This window comes from Phenylobacterium sp. CCH9-H3 (genome assembly GCF_001557235.1).
In the GTDB taxonomy this organism is placed as follows: domain Bacteria; phylum Pseudomonadota; class Alphaproteobacteria; order Caulobacterales; family Caulobacteraceae; genus Phenylobacterium.
The window spans coordinates 21,193-46,194 of record NZ_LSJI01000283.1 but is presented as its reverse complement, the minus strand read 5'-3'; the positions used below and the strand labels follow the sequence as shown (position 1 = coordinate 46,194).

Here is a 25,002-nt window from a genome sequence, read left to right as displayed (position 1 = left end):
CAAGGTCCAACCCATCATGGACGGCCACCTCTTCAAGCACGGCCGCAGATTGGCCACCCGATACGACAAGACCGTCGACAGCTACCTTGGCTTCATACTCGTCGCGTCCGCCCGCCTGTGGGTCCGGCGCTTCGTCAACAGAACCTAGACTTCTGGCGTCAAGCTAAATGGTGAAATGAACTGGGACATTCCAATAATGTCATAGTTTTCGCTCGGTAATTGCGAGGTGTTAAATCAGGAATTAACCATACCACTATTATCTCAACCCGACGCGGAGGCGACGGATGAGCAAAATAGCTGGAGATGGCGCGAGCGGCATCGCACTGTCGGCGCTCAGGGCCCAACAGGCCCGGATGCGCATCATCGCGGAGAACATGGCGAACTCCAGCTCCACCGCGGCAACGCCCGGGGGCGAGCCCTATCGGCGACAGGCCTCGGTGTTTGAAGTCGCCAGAATGGCCGATGGCGGGACAGGCGTTCGGATGAGGGGCGTGAAGCCGGACCCGTCACCCTTCAGCAAGGATTATGACCCCGGACATCCCGCCGCCGACGCGGCGGGCTACGTCCTGAAGCCGAATGTCAATGGGCTTATCGAAGCGCTCGATATGAAACAGGCGATGCGGGCCTATGAGGCTAATCTGAACGTCCTCGAGACCCAGGACGCCATGGAAAAAAGCACGCTGTCGCTGTTGCAGAAATAGGCCAGCGGGGGTTCATCCGATCAAAATGACCACGGCCAAGCCGAGCCCGAGCACCACGACCTAGCCATCCTGTTCACGCAGATGGTTGTGGATCGCCGTCGCCGCGATGGCGGCCTCGCCGACCGCGACGCTGATCTGATCCAACCCTCGGACCACATCGCCGGCGGCGTAGAGCCCAGGAATGGAAGTCTGCTGGTGGGCGTCGACCGCGACACACCCCGCAACGTCGAGGCTGACGCCCAAGCTCGCCAGCAACTGAGTCTGGGGTTCGACGCCGAGGGCGCCGTAGGCGATGGCGTAGGGTTGCAGGTCCTCGCCGGCCGGCCCGGCCGCGTGGATGAGGCCGCCCGCAAACCGCAACGAACCTGGCTTGAACGGGGTGACCATCACCCGCTCGGCGAGGAGGCGCGCGCGCATCGGGGGAGACAGCGCCTGGCCGTCGGTGAGGAGGCTGACCGACGCGCTGTACGCGCTCACGAACAAGGCTTCGCGGGCTGCGTGATCCCCGTCGCCGATGACTGCGACGCGCGCATCTCGAGCTTCGAAGCCATCACAGATGGGACAGAACCTGAGGGCGCCTTGCTCAATCGCCTGCTCCGCGCCAAGGAGCGATGGCCAGCGGTCGACGACGCCGGTGGCGAACAGCACCTGTCGCGCTGTAGCCACTTGATCATGCATCACCACGCGCCACGCGGGGCCGCGCTTTTCGAGGGCTAGCGCGGCCCCGCCCCGGGTGGGTGACCCGTAGTGTCGGATCTGCTGATGGAGCCTGGTGAGGAGACGTTTGCCGCTCACGCCTTCCGGGAAGCCTGGATAGTTGTGGCTCAATGGTATTAGCGCAGCGCGGCTCGACCCCTTGTCGGCGATCAGCACCGACCTCCGAAACCGCGACAGGTAGAGCGCCGCGACCAAGCCTGCAGGGCCGCCCCCAATAATGGCGCAGTCGAATGAGTCGGTCATGCAAACACCTGGGCAGGACGAATACGCTTCCGTAGAGCAGGCCCTGCAACTGATATACGCGCCTGATGGGGCACTTCCCCCACCCGATGGGATCGAGGGAATATCGCCACGATCCAAACGTCGCCTCAAGCGATCCGAGTAGGACCTCAACGCCACTTCGGCGTTGAGCAACAGGGCGCGCGTCTTGGATATCTCAGGCGCGCTCGCCCATGATTACGGGATGAGCCGAGTGGGCAGCGAAATGGCGAGGGGGCGACCTTCCCTTCCTCGGACCTACCCTACCATACGGTTCGTGGACCCCTCCGAGGGAGGGCCGCCCGCCTGGCGGGGCGCCGCTTGGCGCGGCGCAACGTCGGTCACCACTATGAGGCCGCCGCCGCCATTCATCTCTGCGTTGTTGTTCTTCATATGGTGCGGGATTGGCAGCGGATCAGACACTTGCTCGGGCGCCATGCGGTGGAGACGACGTCATACCGCTGCCTGGGCCTACGGCGGCCCGCTTTGTGGGGAGCGCTTCATGTCAGCTCGGGCGCCACGGTCGGCCGAGAGAACTGCGTAGCGCCTACTGCGCCCGCGACGAAAGGTGCAGCTGGACGATGCGCCAGGTTCCGCCGACCCGCTTGAGCACGACGGAGCTCACGCAGCGGCGCTGGATTTCACCCACCCGACCCTTGGCGCGGATCGCGTAGTCGTACTCTTCGCGCGCCCAGGCCACATCGCCGACCACCTGTACGTCGACCTTCCGGTTCTGGATCTGAAAGCTGTCAAACGCGGCAAGCTCCGGCCCCAGATGATGGGCGACATAGTCCCCGATAAGGCCCTCGTAGCGCCCGCTCTCCAGGACGGCGGCGTCGGTGGCGAATAGCGCGGCCAGTCTTTCCACGTCGCGGCGTGCCAAACTTTCGGTGAAGCGATCCACCACAGCTCGCGCCTCCCCCGCGGCGGTGTCGGCTGAGGGCTGCGCCACCGCCGGGGAGGCGATCGCCAGAGCCGTGAGGGCGGTGAGTTCATGGAGTTTCATGGATGATCCCTGCGAAGCGAAGCCCCCTCCGCCGGCGGCGGAGGGGGAGGGGCCTAGAACCGGCGCACGAGCTGCACGCCATACTGCCGCGGCTCTCCATAGACGGCGAGGGGCAGGGCCGGGTTCGAGACTCCCGTCGCGTCGGTCCCGACGGTCTTGTAGGTCGCGTAGCGCTCATCGGTCAGATTGCGGCCGAACACCGCCGCTTCCCACCGGTCGCCGGCCGAAGCGAACGTCGCGCGTGCGTTGACCAGGGTGTAAGGCGCGCCGGAGAACTGCGGGAGGTTGTTCGGCTTGAAGTACACGCGATCACGCCAGGCGACGTCGCCGCGCAGCGTCAGACTATGCCCGTCGGCAAACTCCCAGCGGTACTGCGCCGCCCCAGTGAGGTTCCAACGTGGCGCGTTCGGCAGAGTCTTGCCCGCCAAGCTCACGCCGTTGTCGAAGAAGCGGTCGTACTCGGCGTCAAGATAGGCTGCTGCGGCGTTCAGATCGAGGCCGTGGACGGGCCTCACCGTGACCTCAAGTTCGCCGCCCTTGAGGGTCGCCTTGCCCGCGTTGGTGGTGGTGGCCACGCCGTTGATGTACTCGACCACCTGGAGGTCGGTGTAGTCGTAGTAGAAGACGCTGAGGTTGGCCCGCACGCGGCGGTCCCAGAACATCGACTTCAGTCCGCCTTCGTAGCTCCAGATGGACTCTGGGCGGAACGGCTTTCCGTCGCCCAGCTGGAACCCGCCGGACTTGAAGCCCCGCGTTACCGATGCGTAGGCCATCACGTCCTCGCCGAGGTCGTACTGGACCCCGACTTTTGGCGTCCAGGCGCGCCACGATTGCTTGGCCGTCTCGCCGCCCACGTCGACGCCGCCAGACCGCACGCGATAGGCGAAGTCCTTCTCCTCGTAGCTGTAGCGGAGGCCGCCGGTGAGCCGTAGCCGGTCGGTCACGCGGTAGGTCGCCTGCCCATAGGCCGCCAGTGCATTCGTGACGTTGTTCTCGGGAAGGCTGAGCGCGCGGGCGGGTTCCAGGATTTGCAGCTGGTCGCGGGCCTTCTCGCGCAGATAGAAGGCGCCGGCGATCCACTCCAGCCGGTCCGGGTCGTTGTTGCTGACCTGCAGCTCCTGACTGAACGAGCGCGAGCGCTCGTAGAAGGTGATGTTGCGCAGGAACAGGTCCGTCGCGTCGACGTCGAGCACTTGGTCGACGGTGCTCCCCCGGTAGGCCGTGATCGACTTGAGCGTCACGGGCGCAGTCACGTAGGTCGCCGTGGCTGACACGCCGCCGTTTTCCACGTTGTTGCGCGGTCGCGTGTCGAGGATCAGCTCGTCGTCGCCGCGCGGGATCGTCGCGCCGGCCCGAGCGAGGTCCGCCGGATAGCTTTCGCGTACCGAAGGGTAGCCGGTTTCGCGATCGCGGCCGTAGTCGGCGCGCAGCATCAGGTCGAAGTTCTCGGCCACGTCGATCGCCAGCGCGCCGCGGACGGCGAACCGATCAATGTCCTGGTACTTCTCCCCCGTCTTCGGGTTCGAATAGATTCCGTCCCGATCATTCTTGAGCAGCGTAAGGCGACCGCGAACGCGCTCGCCCAACGGGCCGGAAACCGTTCCCGAGAAGGTCCGCCGGTCGTAGTTGCCGATTGTGGCGCTGAGGGTTCCCTCGAGTTGGTCGGTCGGTGCGCGGGACGTGATGTTCAGAGTGCCGCCCGCGGAGTTGCGGCCGAAGAGGACGCCCTGCGGTCCGCGGAGCAATTCGATGCGCTCGACATCGAAGATGTCCTGGTAGCTGGTCGTCGGCCGCGGGATGTAGACGCCGTCGTAGTGGACAGTCGAACTTGGGTCTGTGGCGACGCCGAAGGCGGAGGTGCCGATGCCGCGGATATTCACGATCGCCATGGAGTCGTTGGTGATCGTCACGCCGGGCGTGAAGACCTGCAGATCCTCGATCGTGGAGACCCCAAGCGCGCGGAGCGTTTCCCCGGTCACGGCCGTGACGGCCACCGGCGTATCCTGAAGATTCGCCGCCCGCTTCTCGGCGGTGACGACCACTTCCTCCAGCGCAGCGGCCGGTGATGACTGAGCGAAGGCCGCGCCCGGGACGAGTCCGAGCGCGGTGGCGAGTGCGAGCGCCGAGGCGCCCTGAAGGCGTTGAAAGTCCGGTTGCATGAAGCCCCCTTGTGTCTAAGGGGGAATACGCCGAGCGTTGCCGTACCCCTCGAAATGCGCCCGCGTTGAATTCTCGATCCGCGCGGCGGGGCCTGTCCAGACTCATCGCGACCCGACGCGATGTTGGACGAGGAGCACCGCCCGCAGGTGTTGGCCGGAGGTCAGCGGTAAGGGCCGCTTTCTCGGCCTCGATCTCGGCCCGACGCGTTGAGCGAAAACAGCCGCGCTCACGCTGGGGGATCGGCCTTTTCCCCTCGCCGCGCGACTCAACGCCGTCCAACCCGCCCAGAGGGCGACCAAGACCAGGGATCGCAGCGCGCGCATCTCGGGTCTCCGGACTCGCGCGAGGGTGCACGCAGGACGTCAGACGGCACGATCGGCCATGGCACTCTATCCGCGGGGTCTAGGAGCTAAGGTCGGTGCGAATGATCTTGATCAAAGCGGCGGCCGCGCTGGGCCGGCAAGCTGAACATCAGAACCGGGGACACTCCATGAACGGCTACATCATCTGCCTGGAGACCCCGGCGCCCCGCGCCGCGGACGCCCATTGACCTGGCCGCTCCCACGCGGCGGATAGCCCATAGCGACGCGGCTCGCGGTGGGCATGCGCACTCGGATGGACCAGCGCGGCGCTGCGTGGCGCCTGATCGGGCTGTGCGCTGCGGCGGCCTCGGCTGGCCTGGCCCTCGGCGCGCTTGAGCTTCTGGCGGCGTCGACACTACACATGTTTCGGCCGCCAGGGATCACCCTGACGGCGGCCCAGGCGGGCGCGGCGGATCTCGCCAGTTTCGCCCTGGGAAGCCTGCTCGGCAGCCTCCTGGCCGGACGGCTACGGCCTCACCGCCGCTGGCTCGCAGCGGGTCTGGGGTTGCTGGCTCTACTGGCGACCGGGTTCGCCATCTTTGATCACGTCCTCGTCTTCGTCTGGCTTGCGCGCTTGATCCTGGGAGGCCTCGTCGGACTCCTGCTCACGGGCACATTGAGCTCGGCCGCTGCCTCCACTGCTTTCAATGGCTCGGCGCGAGCGCTCAGCATCGTGGCGGGCGTCTGGATATCAGCCGCCTTTGCCGGACCGCTCCTCGGGCTTGGGCTCAACCAGATCCTTGGCGCGCCCTTCACCCTCGTGGTTGTCGCCGGCCTGCCGTCTCTGGGCTTCGCAGATGTCGGACTCCCGCGATCATCGCCCCGCCAGGAGACCGCCCCGGCGAAGCTCCCGACCCGCGGTATGGATCTCCAATCCACCGGTCCCTTTGGCCTGCTCGCCGTCGCCGGAGGCGGTATCGGCATGGCGCTGGTAGGCTTGGCGGCGGACGCGCGTCTCCACGGCCCGGCCGGCACGACGTCACTGGTGATGGGGTGCGCGGCGGTGGCCGCGCTGGTTTCAGCCATGCTGCAGATCGGACGCGCCGCCGCGCCACGCTGGATCATCGCCGGGTTCTTGACCGCCGCGGTGGGGTTCCTGCTGCTGCAGGGCGCGCTGAGCCAGGTGGTGGTCGCCGCGGCGGCGGTCCTGCTCGGCGCCGGGCTCGGGGGGGTGGCGCCTGGTCTCCTGGGCGTGGTGGCGCGCGGCCCGGCCGATTGGCCATGGCGTCGCGCGGTCGCCGCCCTCTCGCTGGGTCAGCTGTCGGCCGCGCTTGTCGCCGCCCTGCTCTGGGCCACGCCTCTACCCGCCGGGTCGCCCTATGTGCTGCTGGCCACGATGCTGGCGATGGCGGGGTTCGCCAGTGGCGGTCTTGTTCCCGACACGACCTTGCGACCAAGCTGAGGTGAGTTGGACCTTGGCGGCAGCGTCGCGCCGCCGGCGCCCCGCTCAATCCGCTGTAAGGCAATGGGGTGAGCGGCGTCTACTCATCCACAGCCTAAAGGTGGGAACCGTTCGTCCCTGGGAGCCAGAACGACGGACGCCCAGCTTCAGGATCTGATCCTTGCAGGCGGAGACCGCCAGCGATCTGCAAGGCTCGCCCACTGGCGCAATGGAGACGACATCATGAGCTGCTGCGGCCCCAAGACCTCCGCGCCCGCCGACAAGGCGCGCGATATCCCCAAGACGAGCGAAACCTCGAAGGCCGAGGGCTCCGCCTGCTGCGGCGGGCGCGCCCACAAGGCCGACGCCGCGACGCCCTCTGCCGGCAAGGACGCGCCCGCCGGCGCGGCGCACCAACACTGAGCTTCAGCGCCGCCGGCTGGCCCACCCCTAGCCAGGGCCGGCGGCGTCTGGAAGGGCTGTCGAAGCGCGCGTGTCGGCTCCCCACCGACACGACGCGCCGGCAAATGAGGATTCCGAAGCATGCTGCTGTCCAAAACGGTTCACCTGATGAGCATCATCACCGGCATCGCCGGCGCGGGAGCGCTTGTCGGCGCCTGGATCGCGGGAGAAGGCGGGACCTTTCTCGGGCTCTTCCAAGCCCACCTGTTCAACGACGCCATCGTCCTGGAACTGATTACCATCGCCATGGCTGTCTGCACGCTCGTGCGCCTTCAGCTCGAGAAGGCCCGGCCGGGGTCCTCGCCCATACTTTAGCCGCCAACCTGCACCTTTTTCGCTCGGCTCAGTTGAGCCATCGCCGTCGATCAGGCGGGGACTATCCGGACATTCATTCCCCCACATGTCGTTCAGTCGCAGAGACGCCGCCCATGTTGCGTTCAGCACGCTTCGACAAAGCCCGCGTCGCCTGAGAACGGCCCGCGCCCGGGCCACCTGATGACAGCCCGCTCCTCTTCAGCAAAGCTGGGCGCTAGGGCGCTCCTGGCCCTGCTCCTGGCCGCCTTCGCCGTCGGCGTCGGCTACGGCGTAGTTCTTCCCTTCCTTCCCTTCCTTCTGGAGAGGCTGGGGCAGTCCTCAAGCGGCGGCGCCATTCAGCGCACGACGGGGCTGCTCACCGGCGCCTATACGATCGGTCCCGTTATCTTCGCGCCGCTGTGGGGGGCGCTCTCTGATAGAATGGGCCGCCGGCCGGTCCTGCTGATCGGGCTCCTCGGCTTCACCGTCACGCTGGGCCTGAGCGCCGCCGCCGCCTCCCTGACGACACTATACGCTGCGCGTCTGCTCAACGGCGCCTTCGCCGCCGCGGTGATCCCAATCATCCTGGCCATCATCGCCGACTGCTCGCCCGATGACGGCTGGCGCGCACAGCGCTTCGGCTGGGTCGGTATCGCCTCGATCAGCGGGCTCCTGGCCGGGCCGATGATCGGCGGTCTGTCGGGCCTGCTCATCAGCGTGAAGGGCGCCACGGGCTTAGCCGCGCCGCTGTTGGTGGCAACCGGCTTGTCCGCCTTAGCGACCGCCTCCATCGGCCTGTTGCGGGCCGCCGCTCCGCCAAGATCCGCCCCGCGGACGGCGGCCCGGCCGGCGCAGGCGCGGCAAGCCTCGATGATCGGGCTGCTGGTGCTGACCGGCGTGAGCGCGGCGGCGATCGGCAGCTTCCATGTCGGCCTGGCCCTGCAGGGACGAAGCCTGTCGATGGGGGCTCGCGCCATTAGCCTGATGTTCGCCGAATGCAGCCTGGTGATGCTCGTCGCGCAGGCCCTGGTGTTTTCCCCATGGGTGCGAGCCAGTGTGACACGGATGCTCCTGGTCCCGACCTTCATCCTCTTGGCTGGGAGCTTTGTTCTTCTGTCGGGGATGGCGGGCTTTGTCCCGCTGCGGGCGACGGTGGATCTGTTCTCGGCCAGCGCCGGGGTCTTGGCGCCCATCCTGCTCTTTTGGATCTCCAGGGCGGCGGGCGAGGCCCAGGGCGTGAAACTGGGCTGGCAAAGCGCAGTGGCCAGTCTTGGTCAGACGATCGGGTCTGTCGCGACAGGGCTCTTCCTGGCCTCCTCGCTCTGGACCGGGTCGGTGTTCATGATCATGGCGGCGGTGTTGGCGCTGGCGGGTATCGCCGCCCTGCCCGTTGCCCGGGCGCTCAAGGCCCTTGGTCTGGCGACCGTTTCTGGCTCGGCTGCGCGCCCCGTCCGCGAGACCGAGTAGCGCGTCCCGCGTGCGCTCGGCGGAAGACGATAGCCGAAAGGCCGATAGCCGCGGCTCCGGACGGCGACGGGTAGGGGGACCCAAGGCTTACCGCTGCATGGCGACCTCTATCGGCGCCGCTGTTTCCGCCAGCGCGGGCCGTCGGACGACGGAAGATCATCACCGCCGATAAAGCGACATCACGGCGCCGGCGAAACAGAACACCGAGATGTAGGCGTAGGTGAAGAACCGGTAGGTGACGGCGAAGACGCCGCTGACGAAAGTCCGAAGATCTTGACGTCCCGGTCCCGCGCCAGCAGCAGCGGCGCGATGATGATGGCGAGGTAGATCGCGTAGTTCCCAAATCCGACCGGTGACAATGTCCAGGAGTTCAACGCCCTCTTAGCGGATCGGCCTAGCTGTCGATCCGCACACTGGACGCTGCACCGCCGGCTGCCGGTGGGGGACGGCAGCCGGCGGTCTTGGCGCGGGCGAGGGCAGGCTCGGGATCGGCCGCGACAAGTGATATTGGCCGACACGCCTCTCGCCAGTCTGTGGCGCGGGTGAATTCCAGTTCACCTGCGCGCGGAGAGCGCGCCAGCAAGGGCGCTATTTGGGCATCTTCATGCCCGACATGTCCGACATCGAATGTTGTTCCGGCTGGCCCTTCATCGGCGGCGCATGCTGAGAACTTGTTGTCGCTTCCGAGCCGACGTCATGAGGTGTGGCGTCGGCATGCGCGCTCGCTTCGGTAGGAGCTGTCGCGTCCGCGGGTCCCGGTGTGGCGACTATCGGCCGGGCCTCTGTCGGCGGGGGCGCGGTTTCCTTCTGCCCGCATGCAGCCAGAAGCAAGCCCGTTGCGCCGATAGCGCAAGCGACGCGCTTGGTTCGAATGTTCATGGATCTCTCCCGCTGATTGCGTCGTTCGACTCCTGATTTCCTGCAACGCCGCGAGGGCGGACGTTGCGTCAGAAGGGCGTCAGTTCCGTGATCAGTTGGCTCTCGAGCCTGAAGCGGACTTTGTCGCCCACCACGGCGCCGTCCAGAACAGCGCGCCTGCTCACGGCGAATGGCATCGTCCCTGCGGGCCAGTTGAGCGGCTCGATGGCGTCGTAGGAGATTGTGATCCTGCCGGCCGCCGCATCGATGGCCCGGACCCAGCCGACGCCGCGAATCTCATTCATCTTCATCGTTCGGGCCGTGGGGGGCGCGACCGCCTGCGGACGTGGCGCGGGGCGGGCTGCAGGCCGTGGGGTCGACCGTCCATCTCCGCCACCTGGGTGCGCGTTCGCGACCGAGGCGGCGCCAAGGCAGAGGATCAGCGAGAGGACGTACTTCATGGCTTGTCGGCTTCCGGTCCAGACAACGGACCCTCAAGGCTTGAGGCGGTCGGCCGCGATTTGGCCGTCGACAACAATACGCGCCGCGCAGCGGCCACCCCTCACCGAGCCGCGAATGTTGCTGCGGATCTCGTCGGACTCGCGTCCGTCTTCATCCAAGCTGCGGCCGATCCGTAGCCTGTAGAAGGGTGCACGACGGCCTTTCCGTCATCGCTGACGGGATTTGCCCCTGTCCGACCGCCGCGACGCCGGCAACATGCGCATATGCCATCTCGCCGCCCGGTCAGCGTGGAACACCACCAACGCCACATGCACCAGGCGATGGCGAGATAGCCCACGCCAGGTGCGGCGAACTTCACCGCCAAGCCGCAATGGCGACCAGCGGCAGTGCCACGGTCCATCCGATCTGAGGGTGCAGATGGACGAGGCGATGCGTCTCCGGGTGCAGCGCAACGCGGCTCATCTCCCAATAGGCCACCGCCACGGTCAGTGCGCCGGCGAGGACCGCGACGGCGAGCGTCCGCCCGCCAATGGCGTTCAGGCCCGCGAGACCGGTCAGGGCGGTGGTGTCGCTTAGAATGAAGCCGACGCTGGGTGCGATCGAAGATGCACGATGGTGGGATGTAGCGGAGATATGGATTTCCCCTAGCTCGCCGGAGTGGGGCTTATGAGCGGCGGCAACCGGTCAGCATTTGATGCACGAGCGACCCGGGAGGTCATGCGCTTTGGGCGTTGGCTGCTCCTGACGGCCGCAGCTGAAGCGCCGGCGTCAGGCCGAGACCGGAAGCTCCCAGGGTTCCACTCCAGCGCTGCGGTTCCGGATCGGCCGAGGTCCCGACGCCGCGCCCGGCTGGGCTCCGAGCCGGTCAGACAAACGCTGCCGTGCGGGCGTCGGCCATCTCGCGGACTCGCCCGATCGTGGCCGCGCCCTCCGCAGCGACCTGCGGAGTCACAAGGTCGGCGGCGGCCTGGCGAACGTCGCGGGCGACCTCGCCCATCAGCGCCTCGGCACGACCGACGGGGATATCGATCGTCCTGGCGAGTTGCACAAAGTCCCGCGGGGTCAGCCGGTCATCCTTGCCGTTGAGCTTCAGCGCCATCCGGTCGCCGGCAAGCCCCGGGAAGACCCGGGTCGTCACCGAGTCGTAGAGCGGCGCGAACCGGACCGAGTCGAACCGGCGAGACCCGGGCTCGGCCACCTTGAGCAAGGCGAGGTTCTTCAGGTGCATGTCGCCGTCCGCCATGAGCCATGCGAACAGTGCGCGCTTCAGGACGATCTCCAGATCGCCACGAGGATCTGTCGATAGAGGCCGTAGCCCACGCGCGACACGCTCGATCGTGCCTTCGTATTTCGCCTCCGTCGGGAGATCGAGGACGGAGCAGAAGTCCTCGAGCGCGAGGCGGCGCTTGTCGTCGGCCCCTCGGCGGATGTCAAATCGTTCGACGATCAAGGCTGGCGGCATGCCATCGGGCATGGCCGTCAGGGCCACGGCAGGCACCTCGAAGCCGACCGCGCGACCCACCTCCAGGCAGAACCATTCGACAATCGGAAGGTGTTCGAAACCGGCGGTTCCGGCCGGTTTCAGGATGTGGGTGAACGGCGCATCGACCGCGGGGGTTAGGCGACCCTCCGGCGTCAGCGACATGGGCGCCTTGATCTGGATGCCGGACAGGCGCGGTGTCTCGGCCTTGGCGAAGATCTCGGCCAGACGCTGCTGGAAGGAGTCCTCAAGCTCGCCGCGTTGCGGGCCGTCGTAGCGCCCCGTGAAGGCGCCGGCCGCCGTGAACTGGCTGAGCTCGGCGCCGAGCACATCGCCCGGCAAGGCGGCCAGGTCCTTGGGGTCCGTGGCGATGGCGATGTTGGACATGTAGCGCCTGCCCTGCTTGAGGGCCTCGCGGGCGTCCCGCGACTTGAGCACCTGGGCGAGCCAGCCTTCCGGAAGCAGCGATTCCACAAAGGGCGGCAGCTTGCCCGGCGTGGTCTCACGCACCAAGGCGGGCGCCTGGCTCTTCACGGGCTTCCATCGCCACTCATAGCCGTCGTGGCCAAGCCGGCCGAGCGGCTCGCCGTGCCAGGCGAGGGTGAAGTCTAGCGCCGCCTTGTTGGTGGGGGCCGCGACGCGACCCGCCCGGTTGAGCAGGTAACGTTCGGCGGCTTCGGCTTCGCGATGCCAGCCGTTCTCGCGCGCCAGCGCCCACAAGGCGTCCGCCGCAGCGCGGGGCTCGCCGTATTCGTCGGTGAGCCGTTCCGCCATCTCGCCGCGCATGGTTTCCGTGACGGCGCTGGCGTGTTCGCTGCGCAGCCGGAACGCCTCCAGGAAACGTTGCCGTGGCGACGAGGCGTTGAGACGGAGTTCGCCGAGGTCGTCGCCGATGATCACCGGCACCGTGGACGCGTGCGGGGGCGCCGCGTTCTGGACGATCTCAAGGCCGCGGATGCGGGTCCGCTGATTGCGGCGGCCGCTGATGAACAGCCGGCCGTCGGGCGTCGGCGCCAGCAGGACCGCGCTCGCCGAGGACAGGTAGGCGGTCGGATAGAGGTAGTGCGCGATGCGCGCGGCGTGGGCGACTACTGCAGCGTCGATATCGTCGGCGGCGTCGGCATAGATGCCGCGGATGAGCGAGATCAGCTCGCCGGATTGCCCCAAGGCATGGGCCCGGTGCCTGTCGAGGGTGTCGCCGACAAAATGGAGCGCCATGAACTTTCTCGCATCTGAAGTGCGGGAAAGTTGGGCTTGAGGTCGGCGATGTCAATAACTTTCGCGCATTTCACATGCGAGAAAGTTGGTATCACGTCCTCCGCTGCGAGGTCCCGCCTACCGGGTTCTGATTGGCGTGGTAATCCGGGGTGGCTGGGCGCTCTGGCCTTTCTCCATTTGGCTGAGCAGTTCGCGCAGCCGAGGCTCCAGCGTCGCGACCGCGGGATTGCTGCGAACCCACATGTCAGCCGCATCGAGCGCGCGCTGAGCGGTAACCGACCACCCCTCGGCGCGCTTGAGCTCGGAGATCACCGCTTGCGCCCGTCGTCGGGGCTCCGGGGCCGCCGCAAAGGTTCGCACGAGCTTGCGCGCGTCAGCGAGGGCCTGCTGTCGGCTGGCGGACATTCGGAGGTTCTACCTGGCGGATGACGCGGCTGCGGAACCGCTTGCTCAGGGCTTAGCGTCACGGGCTCGGATGACACAAGCGTTGCCGACCTGCCGCCCCGCTGCAACAGATGGCAAGATCACGCCACACGAGAGGGGCGCATGCGGAAGTACGATCCGCTGGAAGGTCATCTGCGGCGCCAGAAAGCGGCGACGTATGACATGAGCTTTCGCGACATCGAGCGTGTCTTGGGCGAGCTGCTGCCCAAGAGCGCCCAGCGTCCGGAATGGTGGTCCAACGAACAGAATCCCGCAATCCGCCACGTCCAGTGCAAGGCTTGGCTACGGGCCGGCTACCGGGCTGTCCCCTACGCCAACGGCGAACGGGTCCGATTTGAGCGGTGTGAGCCCGCCACCCGTTCCGCAACCACCTAGCTTGGGCGCGGAGACGGCGAAGCCTCTGTCGCCGCCATCGCATGACTACGGGTTCCGGTCAGCGCCATTGGGCCGAGCGATCACCGGCAACGCCAGCGAGGCTTCATAGCTCCCCGTCCGAGCGCCTTCGAAGTCGTATTCATAGAGCGTCACCGGACCCAGCGAGGGGCGGCGCTGTCCCAGGAAGAACGTGAAGGCGTTGGGCGCGGCCACGAAAATGTGGAGGCGCCCGCCCACGACGCGGCGCGCCTTGGCTTCCGCGACGACCGCCTCCGCCAACTGTGATGCGTGCGCCCCGCACCGCACGGAGAGGCCCCCCGCGCCGGTCGTGAGCCCGCACGCGAGCAGTCCCGCCACATTGGGCAAGCCACTGGCGAACGCGTTCACAGCCGGCGCGATGTCGTGCGTCAGGCCGATGGCCACGAGGACATCCCGACCCTGAGGGTCGATGGGGTTCCACGTAAACGCGAAGGTGGGCCACGTCGGGTCGGTTGTTGCGTCGTCGGCCGACCAGATCCGGCGTTGAAGCGTGCGTTGCTCGAGCTCTACGCGCCGGCCCGATTTCACGTCGAGGACCGAGCCGGCGGCAAAGGCCAGCGTCGCGTGGGCGTCGACAGCCAGTCGCAGCTGCGGCTCACGTTTGGCGGCCGAGGTGAGGAAAGCTTCCAGTTGCGAAAAGATCGTGGCGGACCAGTCGTGGGGGTCCTGAATGAAGCGGGCGTCAAAGCGCGGGACCAGGTTGAGCACCTCGTCGCAACGCTCCTCGAGCCGATCGAAGGGGTGCTCGAACGATTTGACCCCGTAGGTCTTCGGCGCATCGAGGGCGGGCCCCAGCAAGCCTTCCTTGGCGCAGGCGGCTCTGAAGCTGTCGCGACCGAATTCCAGCCGGCCCTGGCTCAGCCACTGAAACACCACATCGTCGTAGATGAAGGCGCTCTCGTTCTGCGCCACGGGCCGGAGACCCACGAGCCGAAACACGGGATCGAGGCCTTCGCGCAGTGAATCCAAGGAGTCCGCCACCTGGCCGAACGCGAGCGTGCCGGCGAGCTTGCGCAACTCGTCGTCGTCGATCTGCAGGTGGTCCTGCCAGAGCTTGCGGACCCGCCCGGACGCGCTACGGCCGGTCTTGCCTTCAAAGAGCTTCGGGACGACCAAGGCATAGGAACGGTTGGCGACCATGCCACGCAAGGGGTCGCGATAGTCGACGCCCCAGTTGCTGGTCAGCTGGAAACGGACACCGCGCCCGTTCGGCGCGTAGGCGGTCTGGGCCTGCCGGGCCCTCTGCAGCAGCGATCGGGACTTGGCGTTGATGAACTCGGGGTCGACGAGTTGGCTATAGCCGTAGGCCCCCGGCGCCACGTGCCACTTGCACTGGAGATGGACCCGATCGAGCGGCGCGCCGAAGGTGTCGAGGGGACCATGGCCAGGCTCGAATTCCTCCCAGATGTCGTCGAACCCGCCCGGTCCGGACTCGAAGCCGACCTTGCGGACCCGGCTGCGTGGATCGAGCAACCGCGCCGCCCGCCCCCAGAAGAGCCGGGCCTGGAAGGCGTCTCCATCGCGCCGGGCGACAATGGCCTGCGCCATGGCTCAGGTCCCGCGGCGATCTTGGAAGGGCGGCGTCGGCGTCATGCCCTCCAGCAGCTGCAGCGCCCGGGCAGGTGTGATCGCCTTGTCGGGATAGGCGTCCAGCGCCAGGGTGGGCAACAAGCGCTGGGTAAGATCGGAGAAGGTGAAGCCGTAGGTGCGGTCGCGCGCCGCACCGGTCAGCTGGACGATCCGGTCGATATCGCCGCGGCTGAAACCGACCTCGGTCAGGGGGCCGTCAAGCACCGCGCGGCGCTGCACGTCGTTGGGACGCCGGAACTCAAAAACGTCGGCGGCGCGCCGGCGGACCGCCGGATCGATGGCGCTCAGGCGGTTTGTGCAGAGGATCACCGCGGCCGGCAGGCGTTTCTCGGCGAGGCGATCGACACCCCGGATGAAGGCGTTCACGCCGGCCCGGTCCTCGTGGTGCATCTGGCCGTCTTCGCGGCTCTGGGTCAGGGCGTCGGCTTCGTCGACCAGGAGGATGACGCCACCGCCGGCGCGCGCGCCGGCGGCGCGGCGAAGGCGTTGCGCTGCTTCCAGGGTGGCGTCGAAGGCCGCGGACACCAGCTTGGTCATCTCGCCGACCTTGCCGCTCCCGCGGTTGGCCAGGCTGAGGGGAAACAGGGTCACCGCGATATTCTCCTGGCGGGCCACCGCATCGCCGATGGTTTCGGAGAGCTCCGTCTTCCCGGTGCCGACGTCGCCGGCCAGGATGACCAGGGGCGGACGCCGCTCGAGGTAGTCGAGCAGGATGGCGGCCTTGGGGTGATGACGGCTGGCCCAGGTGCGTGGCCCCTCCGGATTGACAAGGATCGCCAGCAGCTTGGTCAGTCGCGACTTGGCCTCATCCAGCCCCACCAGCCTGTTCAGCCGGCGGGCGGCTTCGAGGTCCGGGAACTCGAGCCGGCGGTCGAACAGGTCATTTATCTGCGGTTGGTCGAACGCCATGGTCAGTTCTGCCTTACGCTGCTGCGGCCGAGGCCGCGGCCTCCGGCGGAATAGGTCAAGTCCTCGGCCCACCAGCCCGCCTCGAGCGGCGGCGTCGACCCCGACACGCGACTGAAGCCGGCCTGCTCCTCGATGGCCTGTCGGTCCTTCTCGGACAGCAGGCTGTAGTTGCTATTATCATTCCGAAAGGAGGTGAAGGTGGCGCCCGCGACGTCGAGGTTGGGCTTAACGCGCCCCGGATCGTCATCGACGTCGAGCAGGCCGCCGGCCAGAGCCTTGTACCGAACCGCGGCCGCCGTCCACTTGCCGTCACGCTTGAAGCCGTAGACGACCTCGCTCACCACATCGCGCCGGAGCAGCTCGACAAGCTCGCGCTCGTAGCGGCCGATCCAGAGGTCAGAGGGCGCGCCATAGAACCGCTGGAAGCGCTTCAGATCGGCGGCCACCTTCGATGCCAGGCGCTTGGCGTGGGTGAGCGTGAAGCTCTCCGTCGCGCTTTCGGTGTAGCTCATGCTCATGATGGGCCTCAGGGATTGAAGCTGGGTCCGAGAACCTTCTGCCAAAGGCGGACAGTTTCGGATTTGGTGGTGGCGTAGAGGGCGGCGTCGATGGCGTCGCCGGCGAGGAGGGCCGCGTCGACGAGCTTGTCCCGGTTCACGGCGGTGTAGAGCCGCGAGACATTGTTCTCGCAGTTGACAGGATCCCAGACCCGCATCGGCGCGGGGGTCGTCACGCAGGTCTTGGGGTCGTAGTAGTCGGCGAACGCAATAGTGGTCCTGAACGCGTCGGTGGCGATGAAGGTGAAGAAGCTTGACAGCGCCTCGGGGTAGTCGTTTAGGGCGACGCCTTGGTCGGCCAGATGGGCCAGGATCAGCTCGATCATGAACGACTTGAAGCGGAAGTCCGGATCCTCCGCCTTCAGCCGCCCGGCCCAGAATTTCACCAGCCGGACCATCTGGGCGAAATGCTTGTCGTTGGCGGCCTTGCGCTTGCGGATGAATTCGAGGTGGAGCGGCACGCTGGTCATCAGCGTCGAGCCGTCATCCTGGGAGACCAGATCGCCGCGCCACTGCGGGTCCCCAGCATAGAGGATCGGCACGATATCGACCTCGTTTCCCGTGGTGATGAAGTTCACGGAGACCGAGTAGGTCTTGCGCTTAATCTGCTCGGGCTTGAGATTCGGGAAAGCCTTCTCCAAGCGCGTCGCCAGCCAGTCCACCAGCTCGCTGACCTTGTGCGGCGCCGAGGCCGACGACACGTAGCAGGCAACGTCGATGTCGCTGATCGACTTCAGCGCCGTCCCCTTCGCCAGGCTGCCGGACAGCATCATCTTGCGCAGCTCGAAGTCCGGATGCTCGGCCAGGTAGGTTTCCAGCCGCTCGCGTAGCCGGTTCGCCTGGGCCCGCAGATCGGTCGCGTCCTCCCGCTTCAAATTCACGCGCTCGTCGGCAAACCGGAGAATGTCGCCGTGGCCGACATGTTCTTTCGTCATTGGGCAGGCGCTCCAGGGGCAGGTTCAACCTGCGCTTGGAAGCCATATAGTAGCTAAAAATTAGCCATACAAGGGGTGTGGCGATAGCTAAATCACTTGACAAACATGGAGCTGATTCGTATCTCAGGGCCTCTGCGATGGAGGATGCGATGACGGCGAAGCGGACGATGACGCTGAACCTCACCGACGCCGAGATGCGCGCTCTGGACGACCTGTCGGTGCGAAAAGACCTGACGAAGACGGCAGTGCTTCGCCAAGCGCTGCGTCTCTATCAAACCATCGAGGCCCGGCTGGATCGCGGCGACAAGCTCCTGTTTGAGAACGACGCCACCAAGGAAAAGGCCGAGCTGATGTTGGTCTGATGGTCGATATTTCGACCATCTACCTGTTCGACACGGCGGCCGGCGCCGCCGTTGAGGCGGAGCTGCGCGACGCGATCGAGGCGAAGCAGCTGGCGGACTGGCGGGTGCATTGGCAGCCCGCGCTGACGGCGGTTCTGCAGGAGTTGCATCGTCGGGGCGTCCCTCCCGCGCAGTGGCCGCAAAGCTGGCATTGGGACTGGCCGGCCAAGGCCGCCCAGGTGCAGGGTCTGATCGCATTCAGAGGTTGCTGCATCGTCTGCGAGGACCTCACGCAGGGGTTGATGCGCGTGGACCTGACCAAATCGGCGCGTGAGCCCACCCAGGCGGGCAAGGCGCTGGTCTACATCGACTACCTGGAAGTGGCGCCCTGGAACCGTCCGGACATCGGCCAGGCGCCGCGGTTCAAGGGCGTCGGCATGGCGCTGATGACGGCGGCTGTCGAGATCAGCCTGGCCGAGGGATTCAAGGGCCGCATCGGCCTCCACTCCCTTCCCCAAGCTGACGCGTTCTATCGGGACCGCTGTGGAATGACCGACCTTGGGCCGGACCCCAGCGCCCAGAATCTACGATACTTCGAGATGACCGTGGCCCAAGCGACGGCCTTCCTCGATGAGGAGCAAAAGCCATGAAGATCGAACGGAGCAAGGAATGGTGGCTCGGCCGCGCCCGTCGCGAAGGCGACGGCTTCATCGGCGCGGGCATGATGGCGTTTGATCCGGCGCCGGAAGAGCGCACCCCGGCGAGTGGAACGGATGAGGGACGGATCGCCTTCGGGAAGTTCGTCAATTTGATGAGACGCCGCCAAGGTTTCTCGATGGAGAAGCTCGCGGAGGAGGCCGATCTCGACGCGAGCGAACTGCTCGTGATCGAGGAGAGCGCCGCCTATGTGCCGGACCCGCGCACCGTCTATCGCTTGGCGCAAACCTTCAAAGTCCCGCAACAGCGACTTATGCAGCTCGCCGGCCTGACCATCGCCAATGACGCCGGACTGCGCCGGGAAGCTGTGCGATTCGCCGCCCGCTCGGAATCGGTGCAAAAATTGACGCCCGAGGAAAGCTCGGCGCTGGAAGCCTTTGTGGCCATTCTCAGTGAGCTGGAACCCAGACCCGGTAAGTGAAGAACCTCTACCTGAAGGCTCGGACCGTCGCCGATATCGACGACCAGATCTCGAAGGTTCTCCGGGGTCTGGGAAATCCCGAACCGCCGGTGGACCTCCGCTTCGTGCGCGAACTGCTGAAACTCGATCGCGGCTTCTACAGCACGAGCGACGACGGCTTGCTGCGCGAGACGTTCAGCCGAATGAAGGTCGCGGGCCTCCAGGTTCTGAAGCGTCCGACGCTGCTGAAGGAAGCCGTCCAGTCCCTAAGCCTGAAGGCGCTCTATCTGCCGGATCAAAAGCGGATCCTGCTCGATAAGGACCTACCGATCTTGAAGCATCGTTGGAACGAAGCTCACGAGATCGGCCACGACATCATACCGTGGCACGTGGGCATGATGTTTGGCGACAACGAGCAGACCCTGACGCCAGCTTGCCACGAGATCATGGAGGCCGAAGCCAACTACGCCGCCGGCCAACTCCTGTTCCTGGGGCGTCGGTTCGTCGAGGAGGCGGCGGATCTGACGCCGTCCCTGTCCGAGGTGCTCGCGCTTGGCAAGCGCTTTGGAAATACGATGACGTCGACGTTGTGGCGGTTCGCCGAGCAGGCGCATCAAAACCGTCCCATGGTGGCGCTCGTGACCGGGCACCCCCATCCGGCCAAGCGCAAAGCCGACTTCAATCCCGCTGAGCCTTGTCGCTACTGCGTCCAGTCGCCGACCTTCATGGAGCGGTTCAGCGGCACCTCGGAGATCACGCTCTTCGGGGCCGTCGCCGGCTATTGCGGGGCGCAGCGTGGGGGCGCCCTTGGAGCGGCCGAAGTGGTTTTGACGGACGCCAACGGCAATGGCCACGTCTTCAAGTTCGAGACGTTCTTTAATGGCCATGAGGCACTAAGTCTCGGAATTTGGCTGCATCCGGAAAAGACGATTGTGAGCGCCTTCCGCTGAAGCGGAACTCTTCTGCCTCCCTGATTCCCGAAACCGAGGGTCCTGAACCAACGCGCGCCGTCAGCGGTGGCCCGTGCCGTCACGGCCACCGACGAGCGGGGCGACTGGGGTGCCTTAACTGTCTCGGCCTTCGCACCGGGCCATGCTGCGAAACCACCGCCGGAGCGCCGAATCTAAAGATTGGCGGCTTGGGCGCCTGGACACCTTCGGATGCGCTGTCAACGCGGGTCACCTACGGGCGTAAAGCAGCCCCCAATGATCCCGGCACTACCCAATCGGGTGGCCACCTTGGCGTTGGGGGCGATGGCCTCGGCCGCAGGGGCGGCACAAGCCCAAGTTCGGGGAGGATCTATGAGCTAAGATCAGGCTTTGGCGTCTCGACCGTCGCCCGGTGGGGGAGATCGAGGACAGCCGCCGCCATCGTCCAGGCGGCGCGGCCCGAGCCCCGCGCCTGCCGGCGGCTGCCCCGCCGTAAGCCGGCGCGTCTTGTCCACGGCCGCGATCGCGGTGAACATGCGGGGCGGACCTCGGGGGAGCAGAGCCATTGTCAGACGCATTGGTGCGCGAGCTTCTGGGACGCTGGCGCAGCGACGCCGGCGCGGGCTACCAGACCTGGTTCCTGTGGGAGGAGCGGCTCAAGAACTTCCGTTCCATCCGCCGGGGCGTGCAGCAGGTGGCCGCCGAGATCGCGGAGGGCCGCTTCGGCGTAGCCTACCGAGGCTCGTCGCTGGAGACCGTCGTGCACTCGATCGCCGAGCAGCGGCAGATCTTCAAGGGGGCCGACCACGCCTTCCTGTGGAAGCCGAAGCTGCGGATCCCCGATATCTACGAGGACCCTGCGAACCAGAGGGCCTTCGGCCAGCTGCTGGATGCCTGCGCCTGCTGCGACACCGAGGAGCGGATGCTGGCGGAGATTCATCGCATCGACGCCCTGAAGATCAAGGGCCTGGGGCCCGCGGTCGCCAACATCCTCTACTTCCTGCATCCGACCATCACCCCGCCCTTCAACACCGCTATCGTCCGTGGCTACAACGCCCTCACCGGCGCCAATGTGAAGCTCGGGCGCTGGGACCAGTACCTGGCCATGCGGCAGGGAATGCTGGCGTTCAACGCACGCCATCGCGATCTCCTGTCCAACGACCTCGGCGCGGTGGCCGCCTTCTGTTTCGACATCGGCATGGGGCTCTATGCGCCGCCGCCGCCCCCCGACGACGCCGCGGCCCGCGAGGCCTGGTCCGCGGCCCTGGCGCAGGCCCGCGCCCGCGCCCGACCCGCGCCCTGCGAGGCGGAGGACCGCACGCATACCGAGGTCCAGGGCTGGCTGCGCGACCTCGGTCGCGCCCTGGGCTACGACGTGTGGGTGGCGCTCAACGACCGCGGACGGCCGTACGGCGAGGGGCGCCTGGGCGACGGCTGTCTGGGCGCGCTCTGCGCCGAGGCCGCAGGCCAGGCCGGGGCCGACGCCGTCCGGCTGATCGACATCCTCTGGCTGAACCGCGAGGGCAGGATCGTCGCGGCTTTCGAGGTGGAGCACACGACGTCGATCTACTCAGGCGTCGTGCGGATGCTCGACCTGGCGCTGGGCGGGGGCGGGGAGAGCCTGCACAGCCTGTTCCTGGTCGCGCCCGACAAGCGTGAGGCGGACGTCCGGGCCCAACTCGCCCGGCCGGCGTTCAGTCGGGTCGGGGACCTGAGCGTGCGCTACCTGCCGTACGGCGAGTTGGAGCGCCATCGCGACGCCATCGCGCGCTTCGGAGCCGGGGTGCAGGCGCTCGAGAAGATCTCGCACCGGCTGACGTAGCCCACGTCGGGCGCGCGACGCCTCCGCGGCGCGGCCGACAAACCGGTGAGGGATGTCCCGGCGCGGCGCGTACACCCTTCAGGAGCTCTCCCGCTCCCGCCCCAATCCCCCCGGTCGAGCGGCGAGGAAGGGCGGTCCGCGAAGGACCGCCCTTCAGCTCCCGGCGCGGCCAGGGGGCGGCTGGGCATGCGGCGATGGGCGGCGCGCTCACGGATGCCGGCCACACGGGTCGCGGCTCAACCGACCCGCACGAGACTCTCGCTGAGGAAGGCGTAGTCCGGGAGGTCCAGGTTGCGGGGCGCAGGACCTTTGCGGATGCGCCCGGCGGTGTCGTAGTGGGATCCGTGGCAGGGGCAGAACCATCCGCCATAGTCGCCGCCGCCGAAGGTGGGGACGCAGCCCAGATGGGTGCAGACCCCGATCAGGATCAGCCACTGCGGCTTGCCCGGTTTGTGTCGGCTGGCGTCTGTCGCCGGGTCGCGCAGCGGCGTGTCGTCGTCCGCGACCGCCGCCGCGATCTCCTGGGCGGTCCGATGCCGGATGAACAGCGGCCTGCCGCGCCACTTCACCACGATCTGCTGACCGGGCGCCACCTTGGCGTAGTCCACCTCGATGGAGGCCAGGGCGAGCGTGTCCGCCGAAGGGTTCATCTGGTCGATCAGCGGCCACGCCAATCCGCCCGCTGCGCCCACGGCGGCGGTCGTGGTGGCGATGTGAATGAACTCCCGACGCGTGGCCGGACGCGCGGCGGGCGTCGCGGAGCTTCGGTCCAAGGCAGTCATGGGCGCCTCCTGGCGGCCCCCGCACGATGACGGTCATAGGGAGTACGCGCCGGATGGCGCCTTTCCCTCGCCCCTGCGCGTCGGAAAGCCGGTTGCGCCGGCGCGTCCGCTCGCCGGTCTCCATCGACCCGCGGTGACGCGGGGCGTCGTCCGGGCGGTCACATCGCCGCGATGCGCGCGGCGATGTGGTCCATGAACGTCTTCATGAGCGCCGCCATGGCGGGCAGGAACACCAGGATGGCCACGAAGATGGCCACGATCTTCGGGGCATAGACCAGGGTCTGCTCCTGGATCTGCGTGAGCGCCTGGATGAGGCCGATGACGACGCCGACGATCAGGCCCACCAGCAGCGCCGGCGCGGAGACCGCCACGGTGAGCCAGATCGCCTCACGGCCGATTTCGAGCACCTCCGCGCCGTCCATCAGGAGCGAGGCCCCCGCGGACTTCCGTGCGTGTCCCGATGCCCATCCGAAATCCACACCCGGCCGTCGACGTCGGGCCCGCGGACCGGCAAGGCGGCCCACACGGCCCAGACAACGAGGCCACCCGCAAGCAGGAGGGCCGTCAGGCGGAAGAGCAGCCGCCCGATCCAGCGGCGTGGTGGTGGGACGGTCTGTCGCATGGGTCGATCCGGTGGGGCGCCTCCGCTGGCCGGCCCCTGGAGGGGTTACGCGCGCGGGCGCTACGATCCCTCGGCGTGTCGCGCGCCGGGCGGGCTCTGTCCGCGCGCGCCGAACTGTTGGGATCCATCGGCGCCCCGTTGTCGCGCCCGGGCGCCTGGAGTGAACGACGCCCGCGCCGCGCGCCCTCGCATGACCGGTGGGGCTGTAAGGCCGCCGCCGTTGCGGCGTGTTACCTGCAGGGCGACGAGGCGCGCATGGCGACGACCGAAATCCTGGGCCGGCTGTTGGTGTCGCTGGCGGTAGGCCTCCTGATCGGGCTCGAGCGGGGCTGGCGCAGCCGCAGGGCCCGGGACGGCGGCCGGGCGGCTGGACTGAGGACCCTGGGCCTGGCCGGACTGCTGGGCGGCGTCCTGGCGGCGCTCGGCGGGTCCTCCGGAGTAGTGCTGGTGGCCGTCGGGCTCCTGTCGCTGGCGCTGGTGCTGATCGCTTTCCAGGTCCTTGAGGCGCGCGCGACGCGTAACGCCAGCGCCACAGGGGTCGTGGCCGGGCTCCTGGCCTTCGCCTTCGGCGCATTGGCGGTGGCGGGTGACCCGATGCTGGCCGTCGCGGGGGGCGTCGCGACAACGCTGATCCTGGCGTTCAAGCAGCCCCTGCACGCGGGGGTTCGTGCGCTGACCTGGCCCGAGCTGCGGGCCCTGCTGGTGCTGCTGGTGATGACCGGCCTGGTCCTGCCCGTGCTTCCCGACCGGACGCTGGACCCCTGGGACGCCCTGAACCCCCGCCGCGTCTGGCTGCTCGCCGTGCTGATCGCCGGAGTCTCCTTCGTGGGGTATTTCGCCATGCGGCTGGGCGGCCGGCGCGGAGGGTTGATGGTCGCCGGCGTGGCGGGGGGGCTGGCGTCGTCGACGGCCGTGACGCTGAGCTTCGCGCGGCTCGCGCGGCAGGACCCGTCGCTGTGCGCCTGGCTAGCGGCCGGCACGCTGTTCGCGAACGCCATGATGTCCCTGCGCGTGCTCGTGCTCTCGGCGGTGGTCGATCGCAGTTTCGCCCTGACGCTCCTGGCGCCGATGCTGGCCTTCGCGGCGGTCTCCGCGCTCGCGGGGACGCTGCTGTTCCTGCGGGGGCCGCGCGGACCGCAGGAGGGGCCAGCTCCCCGGGTGGGCAACCCCGTGGAGCTCGGCGCCGCCCTGAAGTTCGCGGCGCTGGTAGCGGGGGTGATGCTACTCGCCAAGATCGCCGCCCAGGAGATCGGGCGCGCGGGCGTCTATGCCTTGGCGGCCGTCTCCGGCCTTGCCGACGTGGACGCCCTCACCCTGTCCCTGGCGGAGGGCGCGTCATCCGGCCTGAGCGCGCAGACCGCCACTCTGGCCGTCCTGATCGGGGTCGCCGCCAACACCCTCGCGAAATCGGCGATCGCAGGCGTCGCGGGGACCATCCGCCACGCCGTGCTGGTAGCCGTTCCGAGCCTGGCGGCGCTGGCGGCGTCGGTGGGCGCCCACCTGGTCGCGCCCTGAGCCCGCTGGCGCCGCGCCGCCCGGCTGTTAGGATCTGTGCCGTTCAAGCTGAAGGTGCCGGGTAGCTGTGTTGGACACAACGTCACGTCCGGCGGCGCGGGCGTGGAAAGGCGACACTAGCGTTCGGAGCCGCGTCCTCATCCACCACATGAAGATCGCGCGATGCGGGCGCCCGTCCACTGAGGCGTACGGATGGGTC

26 protein-coding genes are annotated in these 25,002 nt (G+C 67.5%); 13 read left to right on the top strand and 13 right to left on the bottom strand.

Going from position 1 to position 25,002, the window contains the following annotated elements; translation table 11 throughout:
- The first annotated feature begins 284 nt into the window (after positions 1-284).
- Positions 285-701 (top strand): flagellar basal body rod protein FlgC, encoded by a 417-nt coding sequence (gene flgC / locus AX721_RS25415; RefSeq protein WP_068878758.1) that lies wholly within the window; start codon positions 285-287, stop codon positions 699-701.
- Positions 702-761: 60 nt separating this feature from the next.
- Here flgC and AX721_RS25410 read toward each other — a convergent pair whose 3' ends face one another.
- The 3 genes from AX721_RS25410 to AX721_RS25400 form a co-directional block, all read right to left on the bottom strand.
- Positions 762-1,661 carry an NAD(P)/FAD-dependent oxidoreductase gene (locus AX721_RS25410; protein ID WP_068878757.1) on the bottom strand — a complete coding sequence of 300 codons (900 nt, stop codon included), beginning with the start codon at positions 1,659-1,661 and terminating at the stop codon, positions 762-764.
- Between the two features lie 562 nt (positions 1,662-2,223).
- Complete coding sequence (locus AX721_RS25405) at positions 2,224-2,682, bottom strand: nuclear transport factor 2 family protein (RefSeq protein WP_068878756.1); 459 nt, start codon at positions 2,680-2,682, stop codon at positions 2,224-2,226.
- Between the two features lie 53 nt (positions 2,683-2,735).
- Positions 2,736-4,841 (bottom strand): TonB-dependent receptor, encoded by a 2,106-nt coding sequence (locus AX721_RS25400; protein ID WP_068878755.1) that lies wholly within the window; start codon positions 4,839-4,841, stop codon positions 2,736-2,738.
- Positions 4,842-5,266: 425 nt separating this feature from the next.
- Between AX721_RS25400 and AX721_RS28650 the strand changes: the two genes are divergently transcribed.
- From AX721_RS28650 to AX721_RS25380, 5 genes are all read left to right on the top strand, one after another.
- The gene (locus AX721_RS28650) at positions 5,267-5,392 is read left to right on the top strand and encodes a hypothetical protein (RefSeq protein WP_255355296.1); all 126 of its coding nucleotides are present in this window, start codon (positions 5,267-5,269) and stop codon (positions 5,390-5,392) included.
- A 65-nt stretch (positions 5,393-5,457) separates the two neighbouring features.
- Entirely contained in the window at positions 5,458-6,606 is a 1,149-nt protein-coding gene (locus AX721_RS25395; RefSeq protein WP_156467378.1) for an MFS transporter, read from the top strand.
- A gap of 222 nt (positions 6,607-6,828) precedes the next feature.
- Positions 6,829-7,008: a hypothetical protein gene (locus tag AX721_RS25390; protein WP_068878753.1), complete on the top strand. Its 180-nt coding sequence runs from the start codon at positions 6,829-6,831 to the stop codon at positions 7,006-7,008.
- Between the two features lie 120 nt (positions 7,009-7,128).
- Positions 7,129-7,362, top strand: coding sequence for a hypothetical protein (locus AX721_RS25385; protein ID WP_068878752.1), 234 nt, complete (start codon positions 7,129-7,131; stop codon positions 7,360-7,362).
- A gap of 180 nt (positions 7,363-7,542) precedes the next feature.
- On the top strand, positions 7,543-8,808 hold the full coding sequence (locus AX721_RS25380; RefSeq protein WP_068878751.1) for an MFS transporter: 1,266 nt from the start codon (positions 7,543-7,545) through the stop codon (positions 8,806-8,808).
- A 588-nt stretch (positions 8,809-9,396) separates the two neighbouring features.
- On the opposite strand, the gene AX721_RS27645 is transcribed toward AX721_RS25380, so the two are convergent.
- The 4 genes from AX721_RS27645 to AX721_RS25365 form a co-directional block, all read right to left on the bottom strand.
- The gene (locus tag AX721_RS27645; protein ID WP_156467377.1) at positions 9,397-9,687 is read right to left on the bottom strand and encodes a hypothetical protein; all 291 of its coding nucleotides are present in this window, start codon (positions 9,685-9,687) and stop codon (positions 9,397-9,399) included.
- A 68-nt stretch (positions 9,688-9,755) separates the two neighbouring features.
- Positions 9,756-10,127: a copper-binding protein gene (locus AX721_RS27100; protein ID WP_082765263.1), complete on the bottom strand. Its 372-nt coding sequence runs from the start codon at positions 10,125-10,127 to the stop codon at positions 9,756-9,758.
- An 866-nt stretch (positions 10,128-10,993) separates the two neighbouring features.
- Complete coding sequence (locus AX721_RS25370) at positions 10,994-12,826, bottom strand: HipA domain-containing protein (RefSeq protein ID WP_068878749.1); 1,833 nt, start codon at positions 12,824-12,826, stop codon at positions 10,994-10,996.
- Positions 12,827-12,943: 117 nt separating this feature from the next.
- On the bottom strand, positions 12,944-13,231 hold the full coding sequence (locus AX721_RS25365) for a hypothetical protein (protein ID WP_068878748.1): 288 nt from the start codon (positions 13,229-13,231) through the stop codon (positions 12,944-12,946).
- Positions 13,232-13,372: 141 nt separating this feature from the next.
- Between AX721_RS25365 and AX721_RS25360 the strand changes: the two genes are divergently transcribed.
- The gene (locus AX721_RS25360; protein WP_068878747.1) at positions 13,373-13,645 is read left to right on the top strand and encodes a hypothetical protein; all 273 of its coding nucleotides are present in this window, start codon (positions 13,373-13,375) and stop codon (positions 13,643-13,645) included.
- A gap of 45 nt (positions 13,646-13,690) precedes the next feature.
- On the opposite strand, the gene AX721_RS25355 is transcribed toward AX721_RS25360, so the two are convergent.
- Genes AX721_RS25355 through AX721_RS25340 form a run of 4 tightly spaced genes read right to left on the bottom strand, consistent with a single transcriptional unit; the run spans position 13,691 to position 17,675 of the window.
- Positions 13,691-15,232, bottom strand: a complete 1,542-nt coding sequence (locus tag AX721_RS25355; protein WP_068878746.1) for an SAVED domain-containing protein — start codon at positions 15,230-15,232, stop codon at positions 13,691-13,693.
- Positions 15,233-15,235: 3 nt separating this feature from the next.
- Positions 15,236-16,183: an AAA family ATPase gene (locus AX721_RS25350; protein WP_068878745.1), complete on the bottom strand. Its 948-nt coding sequence runs from the start codon at positions 16,181-16,183 to the stop codon at positions 15,236-15,238.
- Between the two features lie 2 nt (positions 16,184-16,185).
- Positions 16,186-16,701 carry a hypothetical protein gene (locus AX721_RS25345; RefSeq protein ID WP_068878744.1) on the bottom strand — a complete coding sequence of 172 codons (516 nt, stop codon included), beginning with the start codon at positions 16,699-16,701 and terminating at the stop codon, positions 16,186-16,188.
- An 8-nt stretch (positions 16,702-16,709) separates the two neighbouring features.
- Complete coding sequence (locus AX721_RS25340) at positions 16,710-17,675, bottom strand: CBASS oligonucleotide cyclase (RefSeq protein ID WP_068878743.1); 966 nt, start codon at positions 17,673-17,675, stop codon at positions 16,710-16,712.
- Positions 17,676-17,824: 149 nt separating this feature from the next.
- Here AX721_RS25340 and AX721_RS25335 point away from each other — a divergent pair, with 149 nt between their 5' ends.
- From AX721_RS25335 to AX721_RS25315, 5 genes are all read left to right on the top strand, one after another.
- A complete protein-coding gene (locus AX721_RS25335; RefSeq protein ID WP_068878763.1) occupies positions 17,825-18,037 on the top strand; it encodes a transcriptional regulator in 213 nt (70 codons plus the stop codon).
- Positions 18,037-18,666 (top strand): hypothetical protein, encoded by a 630-nt coding sequence (locus AX721_RS25330; protein WP_197422714.1) that lies wholly within the window; start codon positions 18,037-18,039, stop codon positions 18,664-18,666. Before AX721_RS25335 ends, AX721_RS25330 begins: the two co-directional genes overlap by 1 nt.
- On the top strand, positions 18,663-19,154 hold the full coding sequence (locus AX721_RS25325) for a helix-turn-helix transcriptional regulator (RefSeq protein ID WP_068878741.1): 492 nt from the start codon (positions 18,663-18,665) through the stop codon (positions 19,152-19,154). Before AX721_RS25330 ends, AX721_RS25325 begins: the two co-directional genes overlap by 4 nt.
- Entirely contained in the window at positions 19,151-20,083 is a 933-nt protein-coding gene (locus AX721_RS25320; protein WP_068878740.1) for an ImmA/IrrE family metallo-endopeptidase, read from the top strand. The genes AX721_RS25325 and AX721_RS25320 overlap by 4 nt, the downstream gene beginning before the upstream one ends.
- Positions 20,084-20,627: 544 nt before the next feature.
- Positions 20,628-21,884, top strand: a complete 1,257-nt coding sequence (locus AX721_RS25315; protein WP_068878739.1) for a type II restriction endonuclease — start codon at positions 20,628-20,630, stop codon at positions 21,882-21,884.
- A gap of 236 nt (positions 21,885-22,120) precedes the next feature.
- On the opposite strand, the gene petA is transcribed toward AX721_RS25315, so the two are convergent.
- Together petA and fliQ are read right to left on the bottom strand one after the other, a co-directional pair.
- On the bottom strand, positions 22,121-22,666 hold the full coding sequence (gene petA, locus AX721_RS25310; RefSeq protein WP_068878738.1) for a ubiquinol-cytochrome c reductase iron-sulfur subunit: 546 nt from the start codon (positions 22,664-22,666) through the stop codon (positions 22,121-22,123).
- Positions 22,667-22,824: 158 nt separating this feature from the next.
- A complete protein-coding gene (fliQ, locus tag AX721_RS25305) occupies positions 22,825-23,088 on the bottom strand; it encodes a flagellar biosynthesis protein FliQ (RefSeq protein WP_068878737.1) in 264 nt (87 codons plus the stop codon).
- A gap of 455 nt (positions 23,089-23,543) precedes the next feature.
- On the opposite strand from fliQ, the gene AX721_RS25300 reads away from it, so the two are divergent.
- Positions 23,544-24,803 carry an MgtC/SapB family protein gene (locus AX721_RS25300; RefSeq protein WP_068878736.1) on the top strand — a complete coding sequence of 420 codons (1,260 nt, stop codon included), beginning with the start codon at positions 23,544-23,546 and terminating at the stop codon, positions 24,801-24,803.
- The last annotated feature ends 199 nt before the right edge of the window (positions 24,804-25,002 follow it).